This window comes from Kitasatospora sp. NBC_01302 (assembly GCF_035976515.1).
GTDB lineage: Bacteria > Actinomycetota > Actinomycetes > Streptomycetales > Streptomycetaceae > Kitasatospora.
The window spans coordinates 5,267,962-5,284,737 of record NZ_CP108404.1 but is presented as its reverse complement, the minus strand read 5'-3'; the positions used below and the strand labels follow the sequence as shown (position 1 = coordinate 5,284,737).

The following is a 16,776-nucleotide window of genomic DNA, read 5'->3' as shown; positions in this document are numbered from 1 at the left end:
CTAGTCCCACTCCAGGCCGCCGCGCCGCCAGACGTAGGCGTAGGCGACGAAGACGGTGGCGATGAACAGGAGCATCTCGACCAGCCCGAAGATCCCCAGGGCGTCGAAGCTGACCGCCCACGGGTAGAGGAAGACGATCTCGATGTCGAAGACGATGAAGAGCATCGCCGTCAGGTAGTACTTGATCGGGAACCGACCGCCGCCCACCGGCTGCGGGGTCGGCTCGATGCCGCACTCGTAGGCTTCCAACTTGGCCCGGTTGTATCGCTTGGGGCCGGTCAGCGAGGCCATCACGACGGAGCCGACCGCGAACGCCGCCGCGATGGCACCGAGTACGAGGATCGGCGCGTAGGCATTCATCTGCCTCGCTCCCTCCGTCCAGTCGTCCTTGACTGCAGATCGGAACCGCCGGGTCACCCTGAGGTGATCCGGTGATCCGGTTCCCGAGATCCACCCCATGTGAGGCAGTTCACAAAGCCCGGATCGAGCGCATCCTATGCCCGTCCGCTTGTGATCTGCGACACGCAGTCAGAGGGGATCTTTGTGATCTACACCACCTCGCAGACCGGTAGCCATGGCGTCAGGTCGCACGATATGAACGCAAAGAACTCAGATGGTCGCAAACAGTCACATTTATCGGCAGAGTGGCTGGTCAAAGCCGCTTTCCTATATCAACTATGCGCCGATCAACGCAAATTTCTGAGACTCAGATTGACGTGATAAGGCGGCCACTCGACCGGGTGACGAGGCGATGGCGGGCGCTTGACCCTCGCTTCACAAGGAGGCCGGCTCGGGTTCCGGGAGGTCCGCCTCGGCCGCGGGGGCGGCGGCGGCCTGGCTCGGGAGGACGGCACGACGGCCGGCCTCGGTGCCGAGCAGGACGAGCACGCCGCCGCAGAGGGCGAGCACGCTGAGGCGGTCGCCTCCGAGGGCCATGCCGAAGACCGCGGCCCAGAGCGGCTCGGTGCCCAGCAGCAGGCTCACCCGGGACGGCGAGGTGGCGCGCACCGCCCACATCTGGACGAAGAACGCGAACAGCGTGCAGAACAGCGCGAGATAGAGCAGCAGTGCCCACTGCCCCGGCCCCCACCCCGCCGCCACCCGCCACGGCGCCGGCCCGCCGAACGGGCTGGCGAGCACGAACACCACGGTGGCCGCCGCCAGTTGCACCCAGGTGAGGGCGAGCGAGTCGACCCCGCGCAGCGCCCGGCTGCGCGACATCGCCAGCACGTGCACGGTCCGCAGCACGGCCGCCCCCAGCACCAGCAGGTCCCCGAGCGAGGGTGCGCGCAGCCCCGAGCCCTCGGTCAGCAGCCCGACCCCGAGCAGCGAGAGCGCCGCCGCCCCGACGAAGGCGCGCGGGATCGCGGTGCGGGTCACCACGCTCTCGGCGAGCGGCGTGAGGATCATCGTCAGGCTGATGATCAGCCCGGCGTTGGTCGCCGAGGTGTGCACCACCCCGTAGCTCTCCAGCAGGAAGATGCCGCCCAGGATCCCCCCGAGCACCGCCCCACCCCGCCACTGCGCCGCCCCCAGGCCCCGCAGCCCCCGCCAGGCGAACCCTCCGAGCAGCGGCAGCACCACCCCGAACCGCAGCACCAGCATGGGCACCACCGTCGTGGCCGAGGCCAGGTGCTTCACCGCGAGGAAGCTCGACCCCCACACCACCGCCACCGCCAGCAACGGCAGATCGGCGAACGGCGAACGCGGGGCGGCGGCTCGCGGGGCAGCGGCTTGTGAAGGGCTTCGCATGCGGGATCCGTCCGGGGGGGGTGGGCGGTGCGTGGTCCGTGGATCGATCATCGTCGCGCATGGCCGATCGGATGATCAACGGATTTGTCTGCCCCCTGAGATGCGCTCCACCCCACCGCGAAGCCCCCCGCACGACGGCACCGGCCGGCCGGGCGGCGCGGTGATGGCGATGGTCTCGGCGATGCCGGTGAGGACGGTGGTCGCGCCTCCTGAGCGAGGCAGTCGCCCACCTTCCTCGCCCGGGTGAACCACACCGACACCGTCGTCCCAGCCCTTTCCCGCCTCGCTACTGGCGGCACGCACGTCGAACTCGCCCTCACCGGGCGGCGGCGCAGCCCGGTCCCCTCGCTTCGTCGTCACTCCTCCGCCCCCTCCGGGACGGTCACACAACCGTGGTCCTCGCCACTGTCGGTGGTGAGCGCCGCGAACAGCTCGGGGTCAGAGTAAGCCTCTGCGGTGTGCTTCCAGGCTGCGATGACGGTGCCGATGGGGTCGATCACCCCGAGGGCCGTGCTCGCCTTGGCCGTGTCCACGAGCTCGACAAGGAACTCGCGAACGGCCTCGGCAGGGAGAAACCGTACCCAGGGGAATGCTTCGGGAAAGACCCTGGTCAGCAACGTGACCGCCTGCGGATCGCTCCGCAGCAGAGCAACGAATATCCGGGTGGTGGAGTCAACGATCTCGACCGCCTGCTCGGCCCGGGCGGCAGTAGTCAGGTAGAGATCTTCGTCTCCCCGGCGCGTGAGCCGGATGCCGTGCCCCGGGGCGCGGTCCATCTTGGCGACGGTGTCCTTGGGCCTCTGAAGGAGTTCGGAGAAGGTGGCTCGCGTCGGGCTCATAGTTAGAAACTAGTTCAGAAGTCTGGCGGTGTCGACGCCGTTCACCCACTCGCCGCAGAGGCCCTGCGGCAGGACCTCGCGCCTCCCGGCATCGGCACAGCCCCCAATCAGGCCGCACTGGTGCTCCTCCCCCGTCGTCGCCCTGGTGGCGGGGCACCCGACCGGAAAGCGGGCGCCCGCCCCCACCCGCACCGTGACGACCGGGGTGCGGGCGGGGGCGGGCGGGTGCGGGCGGCCTCGGTGACCCGGAGCGGCTCGGCCGAGCGGGCGGACCCGACGGCAGTCGGTCAGCAGGTGCCGACGGACCCGTTGTGGGTGGACCAGACCGGCGTCCAGGCGCCGTCGCCGTGCGGGCGGTAGACAACGAGGTTGGCGTCGTCCTGCAGCCGCAGCCAGTTCGCGGACGGGTCGCAGCCGTGGTTCGTGCCGCTGTTCCAACGGGCGTTCTGGAAGGTGTCGTAGATCACGAGGTTGCCGTCGTACTGCATGATCACCTTCCCCGGCGCGGTGTTCTGGGTGCCGCTGTTCCACAGCGCGTCACCGAACCGGTCGTACTCGACCAGGTTTCCGTCGCCCTGGTACACCAGGCGGTAGGCACCGTTCGCGGAGATCATCTGGTCACCGGGCAGCAGACAGCTTCCCCAGTTCATGTGGTCCCAGTTGCCCGGGTTCTCCGAGCAGTTCCAGTTGGTCCCCGCGTCCGCCGACGCACTCGTCGCCGCCGCCAGCCCGGCCCCGCTCACGAGCGCCACCGCCGCACCGGTCAACGCCACAGCGCGCTTCAGATCAGCCACCTTCGACATCCGTGGTCCTCTCCTTCGTCGCAGCCGGTCCCTCCGGCTGCGAGAAGGAGCATCCAGGGCACCGATCAACAGGAGCTGGACGGCCGACCGGACCCAGCACCGTCACACCCGCTGTGCGCGGGCGGCGGCGAGTTCGCGCACCGCCCCGGCGACGGCACCGAAGTCCTTGCGCAGGATCTTGGAGTGGTTGCTCGCGGCCTTCGCGTGGACCCGGATGTTCGCGTTGCGGGCGAGCACCGGGGCGAGGTCGGCGCGCATCCGTTCCATCTGCGCGGCGTCCCCACCGAGGTTGCCCCCGGTGGCGAGGACGTACCGGACCGGTGCGGTCGTCCCGTCGAAGACGGGGTCGAGGGCCCCGGGTGCACAGAGTTCGATGAGTTCGAGGTTGATCTCGGCATGCTGCGCGGGGCTCATCCGGGCGGCCATGCCGAGCGGGCGCAGGATCGGCATGAGCGGGCCGAAGCGGCGGAAGAGCTTGTGGACCTGTTCCGGGAGCTCCTCGTTGAACATATCGGTCGGCAGGGCGCCGTCCACGGACACCACGGCCCGGACACGGTCGGGGTGGCGGGCGGCCCAGTGCATCGCGATCATCGCGCCGTAGGACCAGCCCACCAGGATCGGCCGCTCGATGCCCCGGGCGGTGAGGACGGCGTCGAGGTCGCGCAGGCAGGCTTCGAAGGAGTAGTCCGTCGCGGTCCGGGACTTGCCGCGGGCCCGCTCGTCGTAGGTGATGTGCCGGTAGTCGTCACCCAGTTCGTCGATGACGCGCCGCCAGTTCTTCTGGGAGGCGTACGAGCCGTTGAGGTAGACCACGGCAGGGCCGGGGCCCCCGGTGTCGGTGACGGCCAGGGCGGTGTCGTCGACCGGCAGCATGCCGGTCCAGGCGGGCTGGTTGATGCTCATGGGGTGCCTTCTTACGCGGTCGCGGGCGGGCTTCGGGTGCGGATGGCGCTGGAGCGGGCGCTGCTGGAGCGGATGATGCCGGGGCGGACGATGCCGGGGCGCGCGCTGCTCAGAGGCTGCGGGCGGTGATGTCGCCGCAGTTGGTGGTGGCGCGGATGGCGAGTCCGGTGGTGCCGTCGTTCCTGAGGGCGTTGCTGATGCGGCCGGAGGCGGTGCCGGCGTCCAGCGCGGCCGAGACGCCGGCGGCGGCGCCGACCGAGATGTCGCCGGACTCGGTGCGCAGCGCCAGCTCGCCGCGCAGGGCCTCGGTGATCCGGATGTCGCCCCGTGTGGTGCTGATCTCCGCGGGGCCGCCCAGTCGGCCGACCTCGACGTCGCCGTCGACCGCGGTCAGGCGCAGGCTCGCGACCTCGTCGAGCTTGATCTGCCGGTACGCGCCCTCGAAGGCGACGTCGCCCAGGCGTCCGACGACGCGCAGTTCGCAGGCGCCGCTGGTGGCCTGGACGCGGGAACCGGCCGGCAGCTTGACGGTGACCTCCAGCGATCCGCTCGGGCCGAAGAGCTGGTTCTTGGGCTCGGCGGCGCTGATCCGCAGCACGCCGTCGGCGTACTCGACGGTCGCCTGCTCGGCGGCCCGCACGTCGCGGCTCTTGTCGGCGTTGGCGGGCCGGACCTCGACGACGGTGTCGGCGCGGTCGGCGGCGATGAGCTGGACGCGCCCGGCCGGGACGTCCAGGACGGCGGTGATCGGGGCGGTGGTGGCGAACGTCTGCATCGTGCTCTCCTGAGCTCGTTCCTCGTTTCTGGCAACGGAAACGCTACGTTGCTTTCCACATCTCGGCAACGGACTCGCTGCGCCAAAACCGCATAACTGCTGGTAGATAGCGGAAAACTGTTGCAGCGAGCTGAGACTTAATGCAACGTCAGCCATGCCATCCATTGCAATGAACTGAGCGTGAACGCTATGCGGCGACCGGCTGGGTGAGGAGCGGACTCAGGGCACGGGCACCCACGACTCGGGCGACTTCCCGCAGGCCCGCCGCGCCGGACTCACGCCGGAGGAGATCGGTCCGCCGGCCGCGCCGGACTTCTCCTGCCCGCCGCGGGAACCGGTCTCCGAGGCCCACCGACTGCTGCGGGCCTCGGTCCCACAGGGCGGCCTGACGTCGTGCAAGTCCGCTGTGTCCGACGCGGGTCAGGATCAGCCGACCAGTGGGCGGATGCGGTCGGCCTGAGGACCCTTCGGCCCCTGGGAGCTGTCGTACTCGACGCGCTGACCGTCGGTCAGCTCACGGAAGCCGTCGGCTTCGATCTCGGAGTAGTGGGCGAAGAGATCGGGGCCCGGCTCGTCCGGCGTGATGAAGCCGAAGCCCTTCTCCGGGTTGAACCACCTCACGGTGCCGGTGCTCCGCTGCGAGGGGATCCGATCCTGCGGCGGGCGCGGCGGCAGCAGACGCTGCAGCGCGGCGGCACGGCGAGTGAACTCGGCGGCGAGCTCGCCCAGTGCGGCGATCTCCTGCCGCAGGCGCTCGACGTCCGCCGCCGAGAGCGGTGCGGGGTCGGGCGCATCGTGCTTGTCGGCTTTGGACGGCCAGAACCCCATCATCGCCCTCCTATGCCAGTTCGCCGCGCTTGACACCTGCGACGAAGGCGGCGAACGAGGCGGCGGGGAAGACGAGTGCCGGACCGGAGGGGTCCTTCGAGTCACGGACAGGCAGGACACCGGGGAACCCGTCCGCGACCTCGACGCAGTTGTCGTGCCCATCGCCGCTGTAGCTGGACTTGCGCCATGCGGCAGCACTCATGTCAACGGCGGGAGTTCCCATGCGTACCGATCCTCCATCACGTTCCGGATGAAGGCGGCCGACAACTCCGGAGAGAGCGCGGCAGCCTGCACCCGATCGTAGACGAGGGCAAGTCGAGCAACCTGGTCTGCTTCTTCGTAGAACTGCCCGGTGTGCAGCCCCTCGGTGTAGGCCGTCCGGCAGCCATCCGGCATCGTGAGGAGACAGAGCGAGCCGCCCATGGCACTGAGGTCAAGCATCCCGAACGGGACCACCTGCACCTCGGTCCGAGGTCGCTCATTCATCTCCAGTAGATGGGCAAGCTGTCCACGCATCACCTCACGCCCACCAACGTTGCGGTGGAGGGCGGCTTCGTCCAGCGTGACCCGGTACCAAGGCGGGTCCTCCCGGTCGAAGATCTCTTGCCGGGCGAGGCGGATCGGCGTCCACTCCTCGACCGTGCCGCCGTCCAAGACCGTCCCAGTGGCGAACATGGCCCGCACATATGCTTCGGTCTGGCACAGGCCCGGAATGACCAGGCCATACTCGTTGATGATTCTGGCCTGCCCCTGCCGCTTCAGAAAGAGGCTCGCGTAGTTTCGGGCCCCCGGAGTGGCTACGTGCTTCCAGAGATCGACCAGGTCGCCCCTGGCGTCCAGCGCGGCGTCAAGCAGCTTGATCAGCTCTCGCCCCGGCGGGTCAGTCGCCAGCTCGATCTGGGCGATCCGGTTGTGCGAGACGAAGACCATCTGCCCCAACTCCTTCTGGGTCAGACCCTTCGCCTCCCGTCTCTTGCGGATCTGCGCCCCGAGGTAAGCCTCAAGAGACGCCGTGGGATCGAGTTCTTTCGGTGCCGGCATAGCTACTCCTGTTCACACCAGCCACTTTGAAGGCTTCCCCCCTGGCGATGCTAACTCCGGAGCGCGACGCTTATTCCACGGATCGTGAGATTCGCCCCGCCGTGCGCACTGAAAGTCAGTTATGACAAATCATCAGATCGACACACCCCCACCCCCGTTCATCGACCGCGGCCTCCCCGAGTGCCAGTGCCCGGCCGACTGCGGCGGACGCCCGGAGGCGATGCTCCGCCTCGCCCCCAGCTACCCCGTCGTCCGCGACGACGGCCGCATGAAGCCGCCCGAGCACCCCCATGCCCCCACCGCCCGCGGCGAGTTGGTGTTCGACACGCTCAACCAGCGCGTCGGCGCCTTCATGGACCGCCAGCGCGACCTCGTCTACCTGCGCCCCGAACGCGGCGGCCCCGAGTGGGAGGTGGACGCGAAGTGGCTCGTCCGGCACTCGTGAGCCTGCCCTCCCGCCGCCAGGCCAAGGCGGCCATGGACGAGTTGGCCGACGCCCTGGACGACGCGGACATCGACGTGGACGACCTCTCCGCCGGCTGGTACGTCACCCCCGACGGCACCGTCCTCATCCAGCTCCGCCCGCTCCACCCCACCGAGGTGCGCCAACTCGCCGACGCCATCCGCCCCGTGGACGAGGAGGAGTGACCGCAGGACGGATACCAGCGGAAGTCGGCCGGCCCGGCTTCCGCTCCCCGCACGGCTTTCGTCACGGGTCACCCACGATCGTCACAGGCGTGCAACACAGGCGACCCGGGCACAGGCCCGGCACGTGATGACTGGGTGAGAGCGGCCACCGGGTCGCCCTTTCGACCCAGGGGGACACTCACCATGCGCAACCGCCGGCTCTTCGCCACCACCACGCTGCTCGCCGCCGCGCTGACCCTGTCGCTCAGCGCCTGCGGCCCCGACGAGACGACCGCCGCCGGCCCGGCCAAGAGCACCGGCCCGAGCGCGACGGCGAACCCGAGCGCCACCACCCCCGCCAGCACCCCCGCGACCGCCCCCGCGACCAGCGCCCCGGTCACCGCGCCCCCGGCCCCGACCCAGACCCCGACCCCGAAGACCACCCCCATCGGGCTGCCGTCCTCGCAGCCCACCCCGCACCCCACCACGAAGCCGACGACGGCCAAGCCCACCGCCGCCGCCCCCACCCCCACCCCCACCCCCGACTGCACAGCCGCCGCGAACCACCCCGGCCACAAGGTCATCAACGCCACCGTGGCCTGGGGCGACCCGAACCGGATCGGCGCCAACGCGACGACGTTCGTCTGCGGCCCGGACGTCCCCAACGACGGCTACTACCAGGCCGTCGCGCCGAACACCGGCTACACCTTCGCCCCGGGCGCCAAGGCCACGCTGCTGGGCCGCTACGTCTCGACCGACCCCAGCACGGCCGTCTCGATCACCGACCTGCTGACGCACATCAACCAGTGCGTCCAGCACCCCGGCGCGGACGGCCCGCACCTCTGCTACGGCAACAACTACGACATCACCGTCAACGGCGCGGGCCAGATCACCACCATCACCGAGCTCTACCACCCCTGAGGGGCCCTCAACACGCTGCTCACCCGGCCAGCGCGGCGAAGCTCGCCTCCAGCCCGCCCTTCGCCGCGCTCAGCCGCCCGGCCACCGTGTCGAGCCACCCGGTGTCGGCCCGCAGCGCCTCCCGGGCCGCCGCGAGCAGCCGCCGGAACTCCGCGGGCTGCGGCCCGCCGAGTCCCCGGTAGCAGGCCACCATGCTGACCGGGTCCAGTGCCGCGCGGAACTCCTGCTCCGTCATCGGGAGTTCGGCAGCAACGCCGTCGAACTCGGCCGCGATCTCGCGGTACAGCCGAAGCGCCTCGGCGAAATCGAGCCGCTCGACCGTCAGACCGGCGCCGCGCCCGTAGGTGACCAGCGCGGAGGCGAACCGGTGGCCGACGTGGAACGGGACGTCGGCGTCGCGCTGCAGCACGTTCGCCAGCTCGGAGGTGGTCGAGTAGTCGGAGCGCACCTCCTCCAGCGCGGCCCGCTCGTCCAGCCGCAGCCCGGCGACGATGGCGTTGACCTCGCCGAGCATCGCGAGGGCGCGGTCCAGGGTGCGCTGCGCCTCGGCCCGCTTGTAGTCGGTCAGCCCGGAGCAGACGTTGTGGGCGGCGAGCGCGGTGGACACCCCGTCGCCGATCACCTCGCTGGCCAGCAGCCGGGCCCGGTTCAGTGCGACGGGGTTGCGCTTCTGCGGCATCAGGGTGCTCGGGCTGAGCAGGTCGGTGTTGTCCAGGGTGATCCACGGCCGCGCGTGGTGGTACTGGGCGTGCACGTCCTGGACGAAGGTGCCGATCGACAGCGCCAGCCCCATCGCGGCCGACGCCACCTCGAAGCCGACGTCGATCGGCGAGAGCTGCGCGGCGTCGAAGGAGTTCTGCACCGGCTCGTCGAAGCCGAGCAGTTCGGCCAGCCGGTCCCGGTCGACCGGGAAGCTGGAGGTGGCCAGCGCGGCGGCGCCCAACGGGCAGGCGTTGAGGCGCGGGTAGGCCTCGGCCAGCCGGTCGGCCGAGCGCCGCAGGGTCGCCTCGTAGCCGAGCAGCAGGTGCCCGAAGGTGGTCGGCTGGGCCTGGACGCCGTTGGTGTAGGCGGGCACGATCGCCGTTCCGTACCGCTCGGCACAGGCGAGCAGGCCCGCGCGCAGTTCGCCGAGCGCGCGGTGCACCAGCACCAGGCGGTCGCGCAGCAGCAGCCGGTGGACGGTGGGCAGCATGTCCTGGCGGCTGCGGCCCGAGTGGATCCGCGAGCTGTCCGGCCCCACCAGCCGGCGGACCAGCGGCTCCACCTGCAGGTAGTCGGTGGGCCGGTCGGCGCCGGGCGCCTCGGCGTCGGCGAGCACCTTGACGATCGCGGCGGCCGTGCGGGCGCCCACCTCGCGCGGTGCGATGCCCGCCTCCACCGTCATCACGGTGGAGGCCTTGTCCAGCTCGCAGAGCCAGTGGAAGGTGTCCCGGGTCTTCAGATCATCAGTCATACAGAGGCTCCTCATAACGATGACGTTGGGGCCGGCCGACCGGGGCCGGCCGCCAGACGGCGAGCGCCACCAGGACGCTGACGCCGACCACCGCCGCCAGCAGCGCGGCGCACGCGCTCCACCCGGCGGCGGTGTAGAGGGGTGCGGGTGCGACGGCGCCGATGCTGCCGCCGGCGTAGTAGGAGGTCAGGTAGAGCCCGACCGCGCTGGACCGGGCCGCTCCCCCGGCCTCGGCGGCGTAGCCGATGGCGCAGGCCTGACCGGAGAAGACGCCGGTCGAGGAGGCCGCCAGGCCCACGATCACGGCCGGTGTGGACGGCACGAGGGTCAGCGCGAGGCCGGCCAGCGAGACCAGGCCGACCAGCAGGTAGGTCCGCAGCCGCCCGATCCGGCCGATCAGCCGCCCGGTGAGCGGGGTGACCACCACCGCGACCAGGAAGACCGCGAAGACCGCGCCGATCTCGAAGGTGCTCAGCCCGAACGGCGGGGCCTTGAGCCGCATCCCGGCGTAGGTGAACGCACCCACCTGGAGGAAGAGGATCGACGCCCCGATGACGCAGGTGCCGAGCAGCCGGGCGTTGCCGAAGTGCCCGCCGATGCCGCGCAGGCTGGCCAGCAGCGAGTCCGAGGGCGCGAAGCCCCGCTCCCGCGGCAGCCAGGCCACGGTGGCCGCCAGCGTCACCAGCAGCACGAGCGCCAGCACGACGAACGAGGACCGCCAGCCGAACCGCTCGGTGGCCGCCCCGGACAGGAACCGCCCGCAGAAGCCGCCGAACGCCGTGCCGGAGACGTAGAGGGCGTTGGCCCGCTGCGCCACCGGCCCGGTGTACTCCTCGGCGAGGTAGGAGACGGCCACCGCGAAGACGAACGGGATCAGCAGGCCCTGGGCGAGGCGGAACACCAGCATCGCGGCGAAGTTCCAGGCCACCGCGCAGGCGAGGGTGGCGGCGAGCGCTCCCGCGATCGCCGCCACCATCACCCGCTTGCGGCCCAGGCGGTCCGAGACCGACCCGGCGAACGGGGCGACCAGCGCGACGCCGAGGGTGGTCGCGGTGATCGTCCAGGTGCTGCGCCCGAGCGGGACGTGCAGGTCGTGCGCGAGGTCGGGCAGCAGCGGCTGGGTGGAGTAGATGTTGAGCAGGGCGCACAGGCCGAGCAGGAAGACGGCCGTCCTGGCCCGCAGCGACACTACGCCGACCTGTCGGCCGCACCGGCCCCGGCGGACCCGGCGGACCCGGCGGCCCCGCCCGGCGCGGCCCCGGCCCCGGCCCCGGCGTGGTCGAGCTTCCAGGTCAGGTGCCGCTTCACCGCGGGCCACTCGCCGGCGATGACGCTGTAGTAGCAGGTGTCCCGCAGCGTGCCGTCGGGCAGGATCACGTGGTTGCGCCAGACCCCCTCCAGCTTCGCGCCGAGCCGTTCGATCGCCCGCCGGCTCGGCATGTTGAAGAAGGCGGTGCGGAAACCGACCGCGATGCAGTCCGCCTCCTCGAAGGCGTGCTGGAGCAGCAGCAGCTTCGCCTCGGTGTTGAGCGCGGTGCGCTGCACGCTGCCGCGGTACCAGGTGTGCCCGATCTCCAGCCGGCGGTTGTCGGGGTCGACGTTCATGTAGGCGGTCATGCCCGCGACCCGCCCGGCGGCGTCGAGCACCGTGAAGGGCACCATCCGGCCCTGCTCGGCCAGGCCGAGGCGCCACTCGATCTCGCGCCGCATGCCGACCGGGGAGGGCACGGCGGCGAACCAGGTGTCCCACACCTGGCCGTCCTGCACGGCCTCCACCAGCCGGTCCTCGTGCCGTTCCTCGAGCGGGACCAGCGTGACGTGGTCGCCGTGCACGCTGAACGGGTTGATCCAGCGGGCGTGCTGCTGCGTGGTGCCGGTCATGCGGACTGCTCCTTGAGGGACGCGGGGGCCAGGGCGGTGGTGAGGGCGGTGGGGTGCTGCCGCGGCGTCAGCAGGTGGTCGGTCATGGCCCGCACGGCCGCGGCGGCGTCCGCGGTGATCCGGGAGTCGACCCCGGGTGCCGGCAGCATGTTGGTGAAGTAGTGCGCGCCCTCGGTGAGGTGGCCCAGTGCGCAGAGGTTCGGCACGACCGCGCCGTCCGCGCCGATCAACCGCCCGGCGGTGTCGATGTCCAGCCCGCCGGGCCGGAATCCGTCGTTGTCGAAGGGACGGGCGTGCCCGCCGGCGAGCAGCGAGCGGACCAGCGGCGAGGCGTCCTGGTCGGGCAGGAACGAGTCGATCGCGGCGCCCACCAGCACGTCGCAGCGGGTCGCCGGGGTGGACTGCAGGCCGCTCTCGATGACGAACCCGGCGCTGTCCGGGTCCGGCCGCACGGCGGCCCCCGGCCCGGCCCCGAGCTGCAGCAGGCCGCTCTCGAAGAGCGCGCGCCACTCGCGCGAGCGGGAGGCGGGCGGTCCCGCGGCCACCGCGTTCAGCATCGGGGCGTACACCTGGCAGAACCGCCGGTGCGATTCGGCCGTCAGCCCCCGGTGCTCGACGGCCCAGCGCAGCACGTCGCGCAGGTCGCGCAACGCGTCGGTGGCGGCCTTGACCGGATTGCGCAGGTTGCCCTCGGCGGCGCGCCGCTCGTCGGTCCGCAGGAAGTCGACGAGTTCGGCCTGGTATTCGCCGAGGGTTCGGCGAACGGGTTCAGGGGTGCGGAGAATCGACTCGATTTCGTCGGAGCCCGGTATTCCACCGGCCGTTTCGGCGGCCCGGCGCAGTTCGGCCCGCAGCAGCGGCAGCAGGTGTTCCTCGAAGTCGAGCTGCCCGTGTCGCAGTTGCAGGGTGCGCAGCTCCTCCGGGGTCAGGAATGCGGGTCGGTACACGTCCGCCGGTGTTTTCTGGTTCACCGCCCGCGGGGAGAAGATCCGGCCACTTCGCGAGTAGACGTGCAGCTGCGGCTCCTCGCCGCTGGGGCGGTAGACGAGGTCGCCGTCGGCGCCCGGCACGAACCGCCCGCCGCGGCCGGTGGTGAGGCTGGCGACCGTGTCGACCGCCGACAGCCCCATGCCGCGGACCGCGACCCGGGCGCCGGGCTCGATGGTCTCCAGCTTCTGCAGCGGGTAGCAGCTGCGCAGGTAGCGCAGCTTGGGGTTGGCGTGGCGGTGGTCGGCGACGAACTGCTGGATCCGCTGGTCCGCGCCGGTCGGGTGGTTCGTGCCGTGCCCGGTGGTCAGGAAGACGAAGTCGGCGGCGACGATCGCACCGTCCGACAGCTGGAGCACCCAGGACCCGTCCCGCAGCGCGCGCAGCGTCTCGGCGCTCGCCCGGTGCTCGTGGATCCGGACCTTGTCGGGCGCGTGCCGGCGCAGCCGCCGGTAGCAGTGGCCGAGGTAGCGGCCGAGGACGGCGCGCGGCAGGTAGGTGTCCTCGGGGACACCGGCCCAGTCGGCCAGGCTCGGGCCGGAAACCGGCTGTCCGGCAGCGGCGCTGTCGCCGGTGCGGAACATCGTGACCTGGCCGGCGACGGTGTTCATGAGCAGATAGTTCGGCTGATCCGGGTAATGCGTACCGGCGCCGGGCTGGTGCGGGTCGATGAGGTGGACCGACAGGCCGTCCCAGGGAATCCGGGCCAGGCCGCAGATCCGCTCCAGAACGCTGAGCCCGCGCGGGCCCCCACCCACGATTGCTACGGACACGTGTGTCGAACTCAAACCCACCCCTAGGTAAAGGAAACGCAATGATTCCGGAAATCCCCCTTAATGCTGATATTCAACTTAGTCATAACGATCTGATATTGAGAAGTTGACTTCCGGCCAAGAATGTACTGGGGTTCAGCCATTGGTCAGCAGAGGTGAGCGCAGGTCAGGAGGGCCGTCCATCCTGGCGTTGACCTGCCGGGACGACACCGGCCCGCCGATCCGGAATGACTTGTGTGACCGGTGGGCATGACGTTGTGCGCATGACACCCCGCATGACGCCCCTTCAGCCGTCTCCCGAGAGGTCCCCATGGCCCGCACCCGCCTCGCCACCGCAGCAGCAGCCGCCACCCTGGTGCTCTGCGCGACCAGCGCCGCCTCGGCCGCCACCGTCTCGCCGGACGCCAAGCCGGCCCCGGCCGCCCCCGCAACCGCCGGGGCACCCGCCAACTGCGGCTACACGAAGGCCGTGCCCGCCGACAAGTTCCAGGGCATCCCGGTCTTCGACGCCGCGAAGGCCGCGAAGCCGTACCACGCCACGCTGCGCACCAGCCAGGGCGCGGTGACCTTCCAGGCGCTCACGGCGGCGGCCCCGTGCACCACCTTCTCGTTCCGCTTCCTCGCCGACCACCACTACTACGACGACACCCACTGCCACCGGCTCACCACCCAGGGCATCTTCGTGCTGCAGTGCGGCGACCCCACCGGGACGGGCAGCGGCGGCCCCGGCTACTCCTTCAACGACGAGAACCTGACCGGCGCCACCTACCCGGCGGGCACCGTGGCGATGGCCAACGCCGGCCCGAACACCAACGGCAGCCAGTTCTTCTTCGTCTGGAAGGACACCAAGCTGCCCCCGGCCTACACGCCGTTCGGGCGGGTGACCGGCGGGCTGGACGTGCTGCAGAAGATCGCCGCCGGCGGCGAGGACGACCAGAACGGGGCGGGCGACGGGTTCCCGACCCTGCCGGTGAACATCCACGGCGTGCGGATCAGCAACCACTGACCCGGCGCCACTCGCCGAACGCCTGTGCCCCGCCCTGGGGGCGGGGCACAGGTACGGCGCGGGCCCCGGGCGGGGGCCGGTCAGGCGTTCGGCGCCACCTTGGCCAGCCCGTTGATGATCCGGTCCATCGCGTCCCCGCCCTGCGGGTCCGTCAGGTTCGCCAGCAGCTTCAGCGTGAAGCGCATCAGCATCGGGTGGGTCAGCCCGCGCTGGGTGGCCAGCTGCATCACCTTCGGGTTGCCGATCAGCTTCACGAAGGCCCGGCCGAGCGTGTAGTAGCCGCCGTAGACCTCCTTGAGGGTGGCCGGGTAGGCGTGCAGCGCGCGCTCGCGCCCGCCGTCCGTCACCCGGGCGGAGGCCTGCACGATGGTGCGCGCGGCGATCTGGCCGGACTCCATCGCATAGGCGATGCCCTCGCCGTTGAACGGGTTGACCATGCCGCCGGCGTCACCGACCAGCAGCAGCCCGCGGGTGTAGTGCGGCTGGCGGTTGAAGGCCATCGGCAGCGCGGCGCCGCGGATCGGGTCGGTCATGTTCTCGGGGGTGTAGCCCCACTCGGCCGGCATGCTGGCGCACCAGGACTTGAGCACCTCGCGCCAGTCCAGCTCGCCGAAGGCGGGCGAGGAGTCCAGGATGCCCAGGCCCACGTTGGAGGTGCCGTCGCCCATGCCGAAGATCCAGCCGTAGCCCGGCAGCAGCTTCTTCTCGCCGCCGCGGGTGTCCCACAGCTCCAGCCAGGACTCCAGGTAGTCGTCCGAGCCGCGCGGGGAGGTGAAGTACGTCCGGTAGGCGACGCCCATCGGGCGGTCCTCGCGGCGGTGCAGGCCCATCGCGAGCGAGAGGCGGGTGGAGTTGCCGTCGGCGGCCACCACCAGCGGGGCGCGGAAGACGACTTCGCGCTTGTCCTGGCCGAGCTTGGCGGTCACGCCCACGATCTTGCCGGTGCGGTCGTCCAGCACCGGCCCGGAGACGTTGCAGCGCTCGTAGAGCCGGGCACCGGCCTTCTCGGCCTGACGGGCCAGCAGCTCGTCGAAGTCGGCCCGCTTGCGGACCAGTCCGTAGTCCGGGAAGGAGGAGAGCTCCGGCCAGTCCAGTTCCAGCCGGACCCCGCCGCCGATGATCCGCAGGCCCTTGTTGTGCAGCCAGCCGTTGGCGGTGGAGACGTCGATGCCCATGTCCACCAACTGCTTGGTGGCGCGCGGGGTCAGGCCGTCGCCGCAGACCTTCTCGCGCGGGAACTCGGTCTTCTCCAGCAGCAGTACGTCGAGCCCGGCCTGGGCCAGGTAGTAGGCGGTGGTCGCGCCCGCCGGGCCGGCTCCGACCACGATGACGTCAGCGGAGCTCTCGACGGCGGTCTCGGTCACGGTGGGCACTCTCCTGGCACTACGGGACTGGCTGACGGTCCCGAGCAGTCTACGGCGCTTTGACCCGGCGCCCCGGACAGGTCCGACAGCTCCGGCAGGTCCGGCGGCTCCGGCGGGCTCGGCGCCTCAGGCCTTGGTACCCCGGTGCAGCGCGACGATGCCGCCGGTGAGGTTGCGCCAGGCCACCTTGGTCCAGCCCGCCTCCTGGAGCAGCACGGCGAGCGAGGGCTGGTCGGGCCAGGCGCGGATGGACTCGGCGAGGTAGACGTACGCGTCGGGGTTGCTGCTCACCCTGGTCGCCACCGGCGGCAGCGCGCGCATCAGGTACTCGGTGTAGACGGTCCGGAACGGGGTCCAGGTCGGCGTGGAGAACTCGCAGATCACCACCCGGCCGCCGGGCTTGGTGACCCGGTACAGCTCGGCCAGCGCCGCCTCGGTCCGGTGCACGTTGCGCAGCGCGAAGGAGATGGTCACCGCGTCGAACGAGGCGTCGGCGAACGGCAGCCGGGTTGCGTCGCCGGCGGTCAGCGGCAGCTCGGGGTGGCGCTTCTTGCCCTCGGTGAGCATGCCGATCGAGAAGTCGCACGGGACGACCTTCGCGCCGGCGGCCAGGAACGGCAGCGAGGAGGTGCCGGTACCGGCTCCGAGGTCGAGCACCACGTCGCCGGGGCCGGCGCCGACCGCCTCGGCCACCGCGCGGCGCCAGGCGCGGGCCTGGCCCAGCGAGAGGACGTCGTTGGTCAGGTCGTACTTGGCGGCGACGTCGTCGAACATGGCGGCGACTTCGTGGGGCTGCTTCTCCAGCGAGGCTCGGGTCACGCAC

20 protein-coding genes are annotated in these 16,776 nt (G+C 71.1%); 5 read left to right on the top strand and 15 right to left on the bottom strand.

The window, feature by feature from the left end:
* From OG294_RS23040 to OG294_RS23020, 5 genes are all read right to left on the bottom strand, one after another.
* Positions 1 to 360, bottom strand: coding sequence for an NADH-quinone oxidoreductase subunit A (locus OG294_RS23040; RefSeq protein ID WP_014137597.1), 360 nt, complete (start codon positions 358 to 360; stop codon positions 1 to 3).
* A 414-nt stretch (positions 361 to 774) separates the two neighbouring features.
* Positions 775 to 1,752: a DMT family transporter gene (locus OG294_RS23035; protein WP_327068427.1), complete on the bottom strand. Its 978-nt coding sequence runs from the start codon at positions 1,750 to 1,752 to the stop codon at positions 775 to 777.
* Between the two features lie 356 nt (positions 1,753 to 2,108).
* Positions 2,109 to 2,591 carry a hypothetical protein gene (locus OG294_RS23030; RefSeq protein WP_327068426.1) on the bottom strand — a complete coding sequence of 161 codons (483 nt, stop codon included), beginning with the start codon at positions 2,589 to 2,591 and terminating at the stop codon, positions 2,109 to 2,111.
* 287 nt (positions 2,592 to 2,878) lie between these two features.
* The gene (locus OG294_RS23025; protein ID WP_327068425.1) at positions 2,879 to 3,394 is read right to left on the bottom strand and encodes a hypothetical protein; all 516 of its coding nucleotides are present in this window, start codon (positions 3,392 to 3,394) and stop codon (positions 2,879 to 2,881) included.
* 102 nt (positions 3,395 to 3,496) lie between these two features.
* Positions 3,497 to 4,297: an alpha/beta hydrolase gene (locus OG294_RS23020; RefSeq protein ID WP_327068424.1), complete on the bottom strand. Its 801-nt coding sequence runs from the start codon at positions 4,295 to 4,297 to the stop codon at positions 3,497 to 3,499.
* Between the two features lie 3 nt (positions 4,298 to 4,300).
* Between OG294_RS23020 and OG294_RS23015 the strand changes: the two genes are divergently transcribed.
* Positions 4,301 to 4,426: a hypothetical protein gene (locus OG294_RS23015; protein ID WP_327068423.1), complete on the top strand. Its 126-nt coding sequence runs from the start codon at positions 4,301 to 4,303 to the stop codon at positions 4,424 to 4,426.
* On the opposite strand, the gene OG294_RS23010 is transcribed toward OG294_RS23015, so the two are convergent.
* The 4 genes from OG294_RS23010 to OG294_RS22995 form a co-directional block, all read right to left on the bottom strand.
* Positions 4,407 to 5,072, bottom strand: coding sequence for a DUF4097 family beta strand repeat-containing protein (locus tag OG294_RS23010; RefSeq protein WP_327068422.1), 666 nt, complete (start codon positions 5,070 to 5,072; stop codon positions 4,407 to 4,409). The genes OG294_RS23015 and OG294_RS23010 overlap by 20 nt on opposite strands.
* Before the next feature lie 426 nt (positions 5,073 to 5,498).
* Positions 5,499 to 5,720: a cold-shock protein gene (locus tag OG294_RS23005; protein ID WP_327071633.1), complete on the bottom strand. Its 222-nt coding sequence runs from the start codon at positions 5,718 to 5,720 to the stop codon at positions 5,499 to 5,501.
* 190 nt (positions 5,721 to 5,910) lie between these two features.
* Entirely contained in the window at positions 5,911 to 6,102 is a 192-nt protein-coding gene (locus OG294_RS23000) for a DUF397 domain-containing protein (protein ID WP_327068421.1), read from the bottom strand.
* Positions 6,099 to 6,941: a helix-turn-helix domain-containing protein gene (locus tag OG294_RS22995; protein ID WP_327068420.1), complete on the bottom strand. Its 843-nt coding sequence runs from the start codon at positions 6,939 to 6,941 to the stop codon at positions 6,099 to 6,101. The genes OG294_RS23000 and OG294_RS22995 overlap by 4 nt, the downstream gene beginning before the upstream one ends.
* A gap of 121 nt (positions 6,942 to 7,062) precedes the next feature.
* Between OG294_RS22995 and OG294_RS22990 the strand changes: the two genes are divergently transcribed.
* The 3 genes from OG294_RS22990 (at position 7,063) to OG294_RS22980 (ending at position 8,489) form a co-directional block, all read left to right on the top strand.
* Complete coding sequence (locus OG294_RS22990) at positions 7,063 to 7,386, top strand: hypothetical protein (RefSeq protein WP_327068419.1); 324 nt, start codon at positions 7,063 to 7,065, stop codon at positions 7,384 to 7,386.
* Positions 7,383 to 7,589, top strand: coding sequence for a hypothetical protein (locus tag OG294_RS22985; protein ID WP_327068418.1), 207 nt, complete (start codon positions 7,383 to 7,385; stop codon positions 7,587 to 7,589). Before OG294_RS22990 ends, OG294_RS22985 begins: the two co-directional genes overlap by 4 nt.
* 183 nt (positions 7,590 to 7,772) lie before the next feature.
* On the top strand, positions 7,773 to 8,489 hold the full coding sequence (locus OG294_RS22980; protein WP_327068417.1) for a hypothetical protein: 717 nt from the start codon (positions 7,773 to 7,775) through the stop codon (positions 8,487 to 8,489).
* 19 nt (positions 8,490 to 8,508) lie between these two features.
* On the opposite strand, the gene OG294_RS22975 is transcribed toward OG294_RS22980, so the two are convergent.
* From OG294_RS22975 to OG294_RS22960, 4 genes are read right to left on the bottom strand one after another with little or no spacing between them, the layout of a single operon-like run.
* A complete protein-coding gene (locus tag OG294_RS22975; protein WP_327068416.1) occupies positions 8,509 to 9,942 on the bottom strand; it encodes a lyase family protein in 1,434 nt (477 codons plus the stop codon).
* A complete protein-coding gene (locus OG294_RS22970; protein ID WP_327068415.1) occupies positions 9,935 to 11,131 on the bottom strand; it encodes an MFS transporter in 1,197 nt (398 codons plus the stop codon). The genes OG294_RS22975 and OG294_RS22970 overlap by 8 nt, the downstream gene beginning before the upstream one ends.
* Complete coding sequence (locus tag OG294_RS22965) at positions 11,131 to 11,823, bottom strand: GNAT family N-acetyltransferase (RefSeq protein ID WP_327068414.1); 693 nt, start codon at positions 11,821 to 11,823, stop codon at positions 11,131 to 11,133. The genes OG294_RS22970 and OG294_RS22965 overlap by 1 nt, the downstream gene beginning before the upstream one ends.
* Positions 11,820 to 13,583, bottom strand: coding sequence for an FAD/NAD(P)-binding protein (locus tag OG294_RS22960; protein ID WP_327068413.1), 1,764 nt, complete (start codon positions 13,581 to 13,583; stop codon positions 11,820 to 11,822). Before OG294_RS22960 ends, OG294_RS22965 begins: the two co-directional genes overlap by 4 nt.
* A 310-nt stretch (positions 13,584 to 13,893) precedes the next feature.
* Here OG294_RS22960 and OG294_RS22955 point away from each other — a divergent pair, with 310 nt between their 5' ends.
* Entirely contained in the window at positions 13,894 to 14,589 is a 696-nt protein-coding gene (locus tag OG294_RS22955; protein WP_327068412.1) for a peptidylprolyl isomerase, read from the top strand.
* An 80-nt stretch (positions 14,590 to 14,669) separates the two neighbouring features.
* Here OG294_RS22955 and OG294_RS22950 read toward each other — a convergent pair whose 3' ends face one another.
* Positions 14,670 to 15,953, bottom strand: a complete 1,284-nt coding sequence (locus tag OG294_RS22950) for a geranylgeranyl reductase family protein (RefSeq protein WP_327068411.1) — start codon at positions 15,951 to 15,953, stop codon at positions 14,670 to 14,672.
* Between the two features lie 126 nt (positions 15,954 to 16,079).
* The gene (locus tag OG294_RS22945) at positions 16,080 to 16,772 is read right to left on the bottom strand and encodes a demethylmenaquinone methyltransferase (RefSeq protein WP_327068410.1); all 693 of its coding nucleotides are present in this window, start codon (positions 16,770 to 16,772) and stop codon (positions 16,080 to 16,082) included.
* Between the last annotated feature and the right edge of the window lie 4 nt (positions 16,773 to 16,776).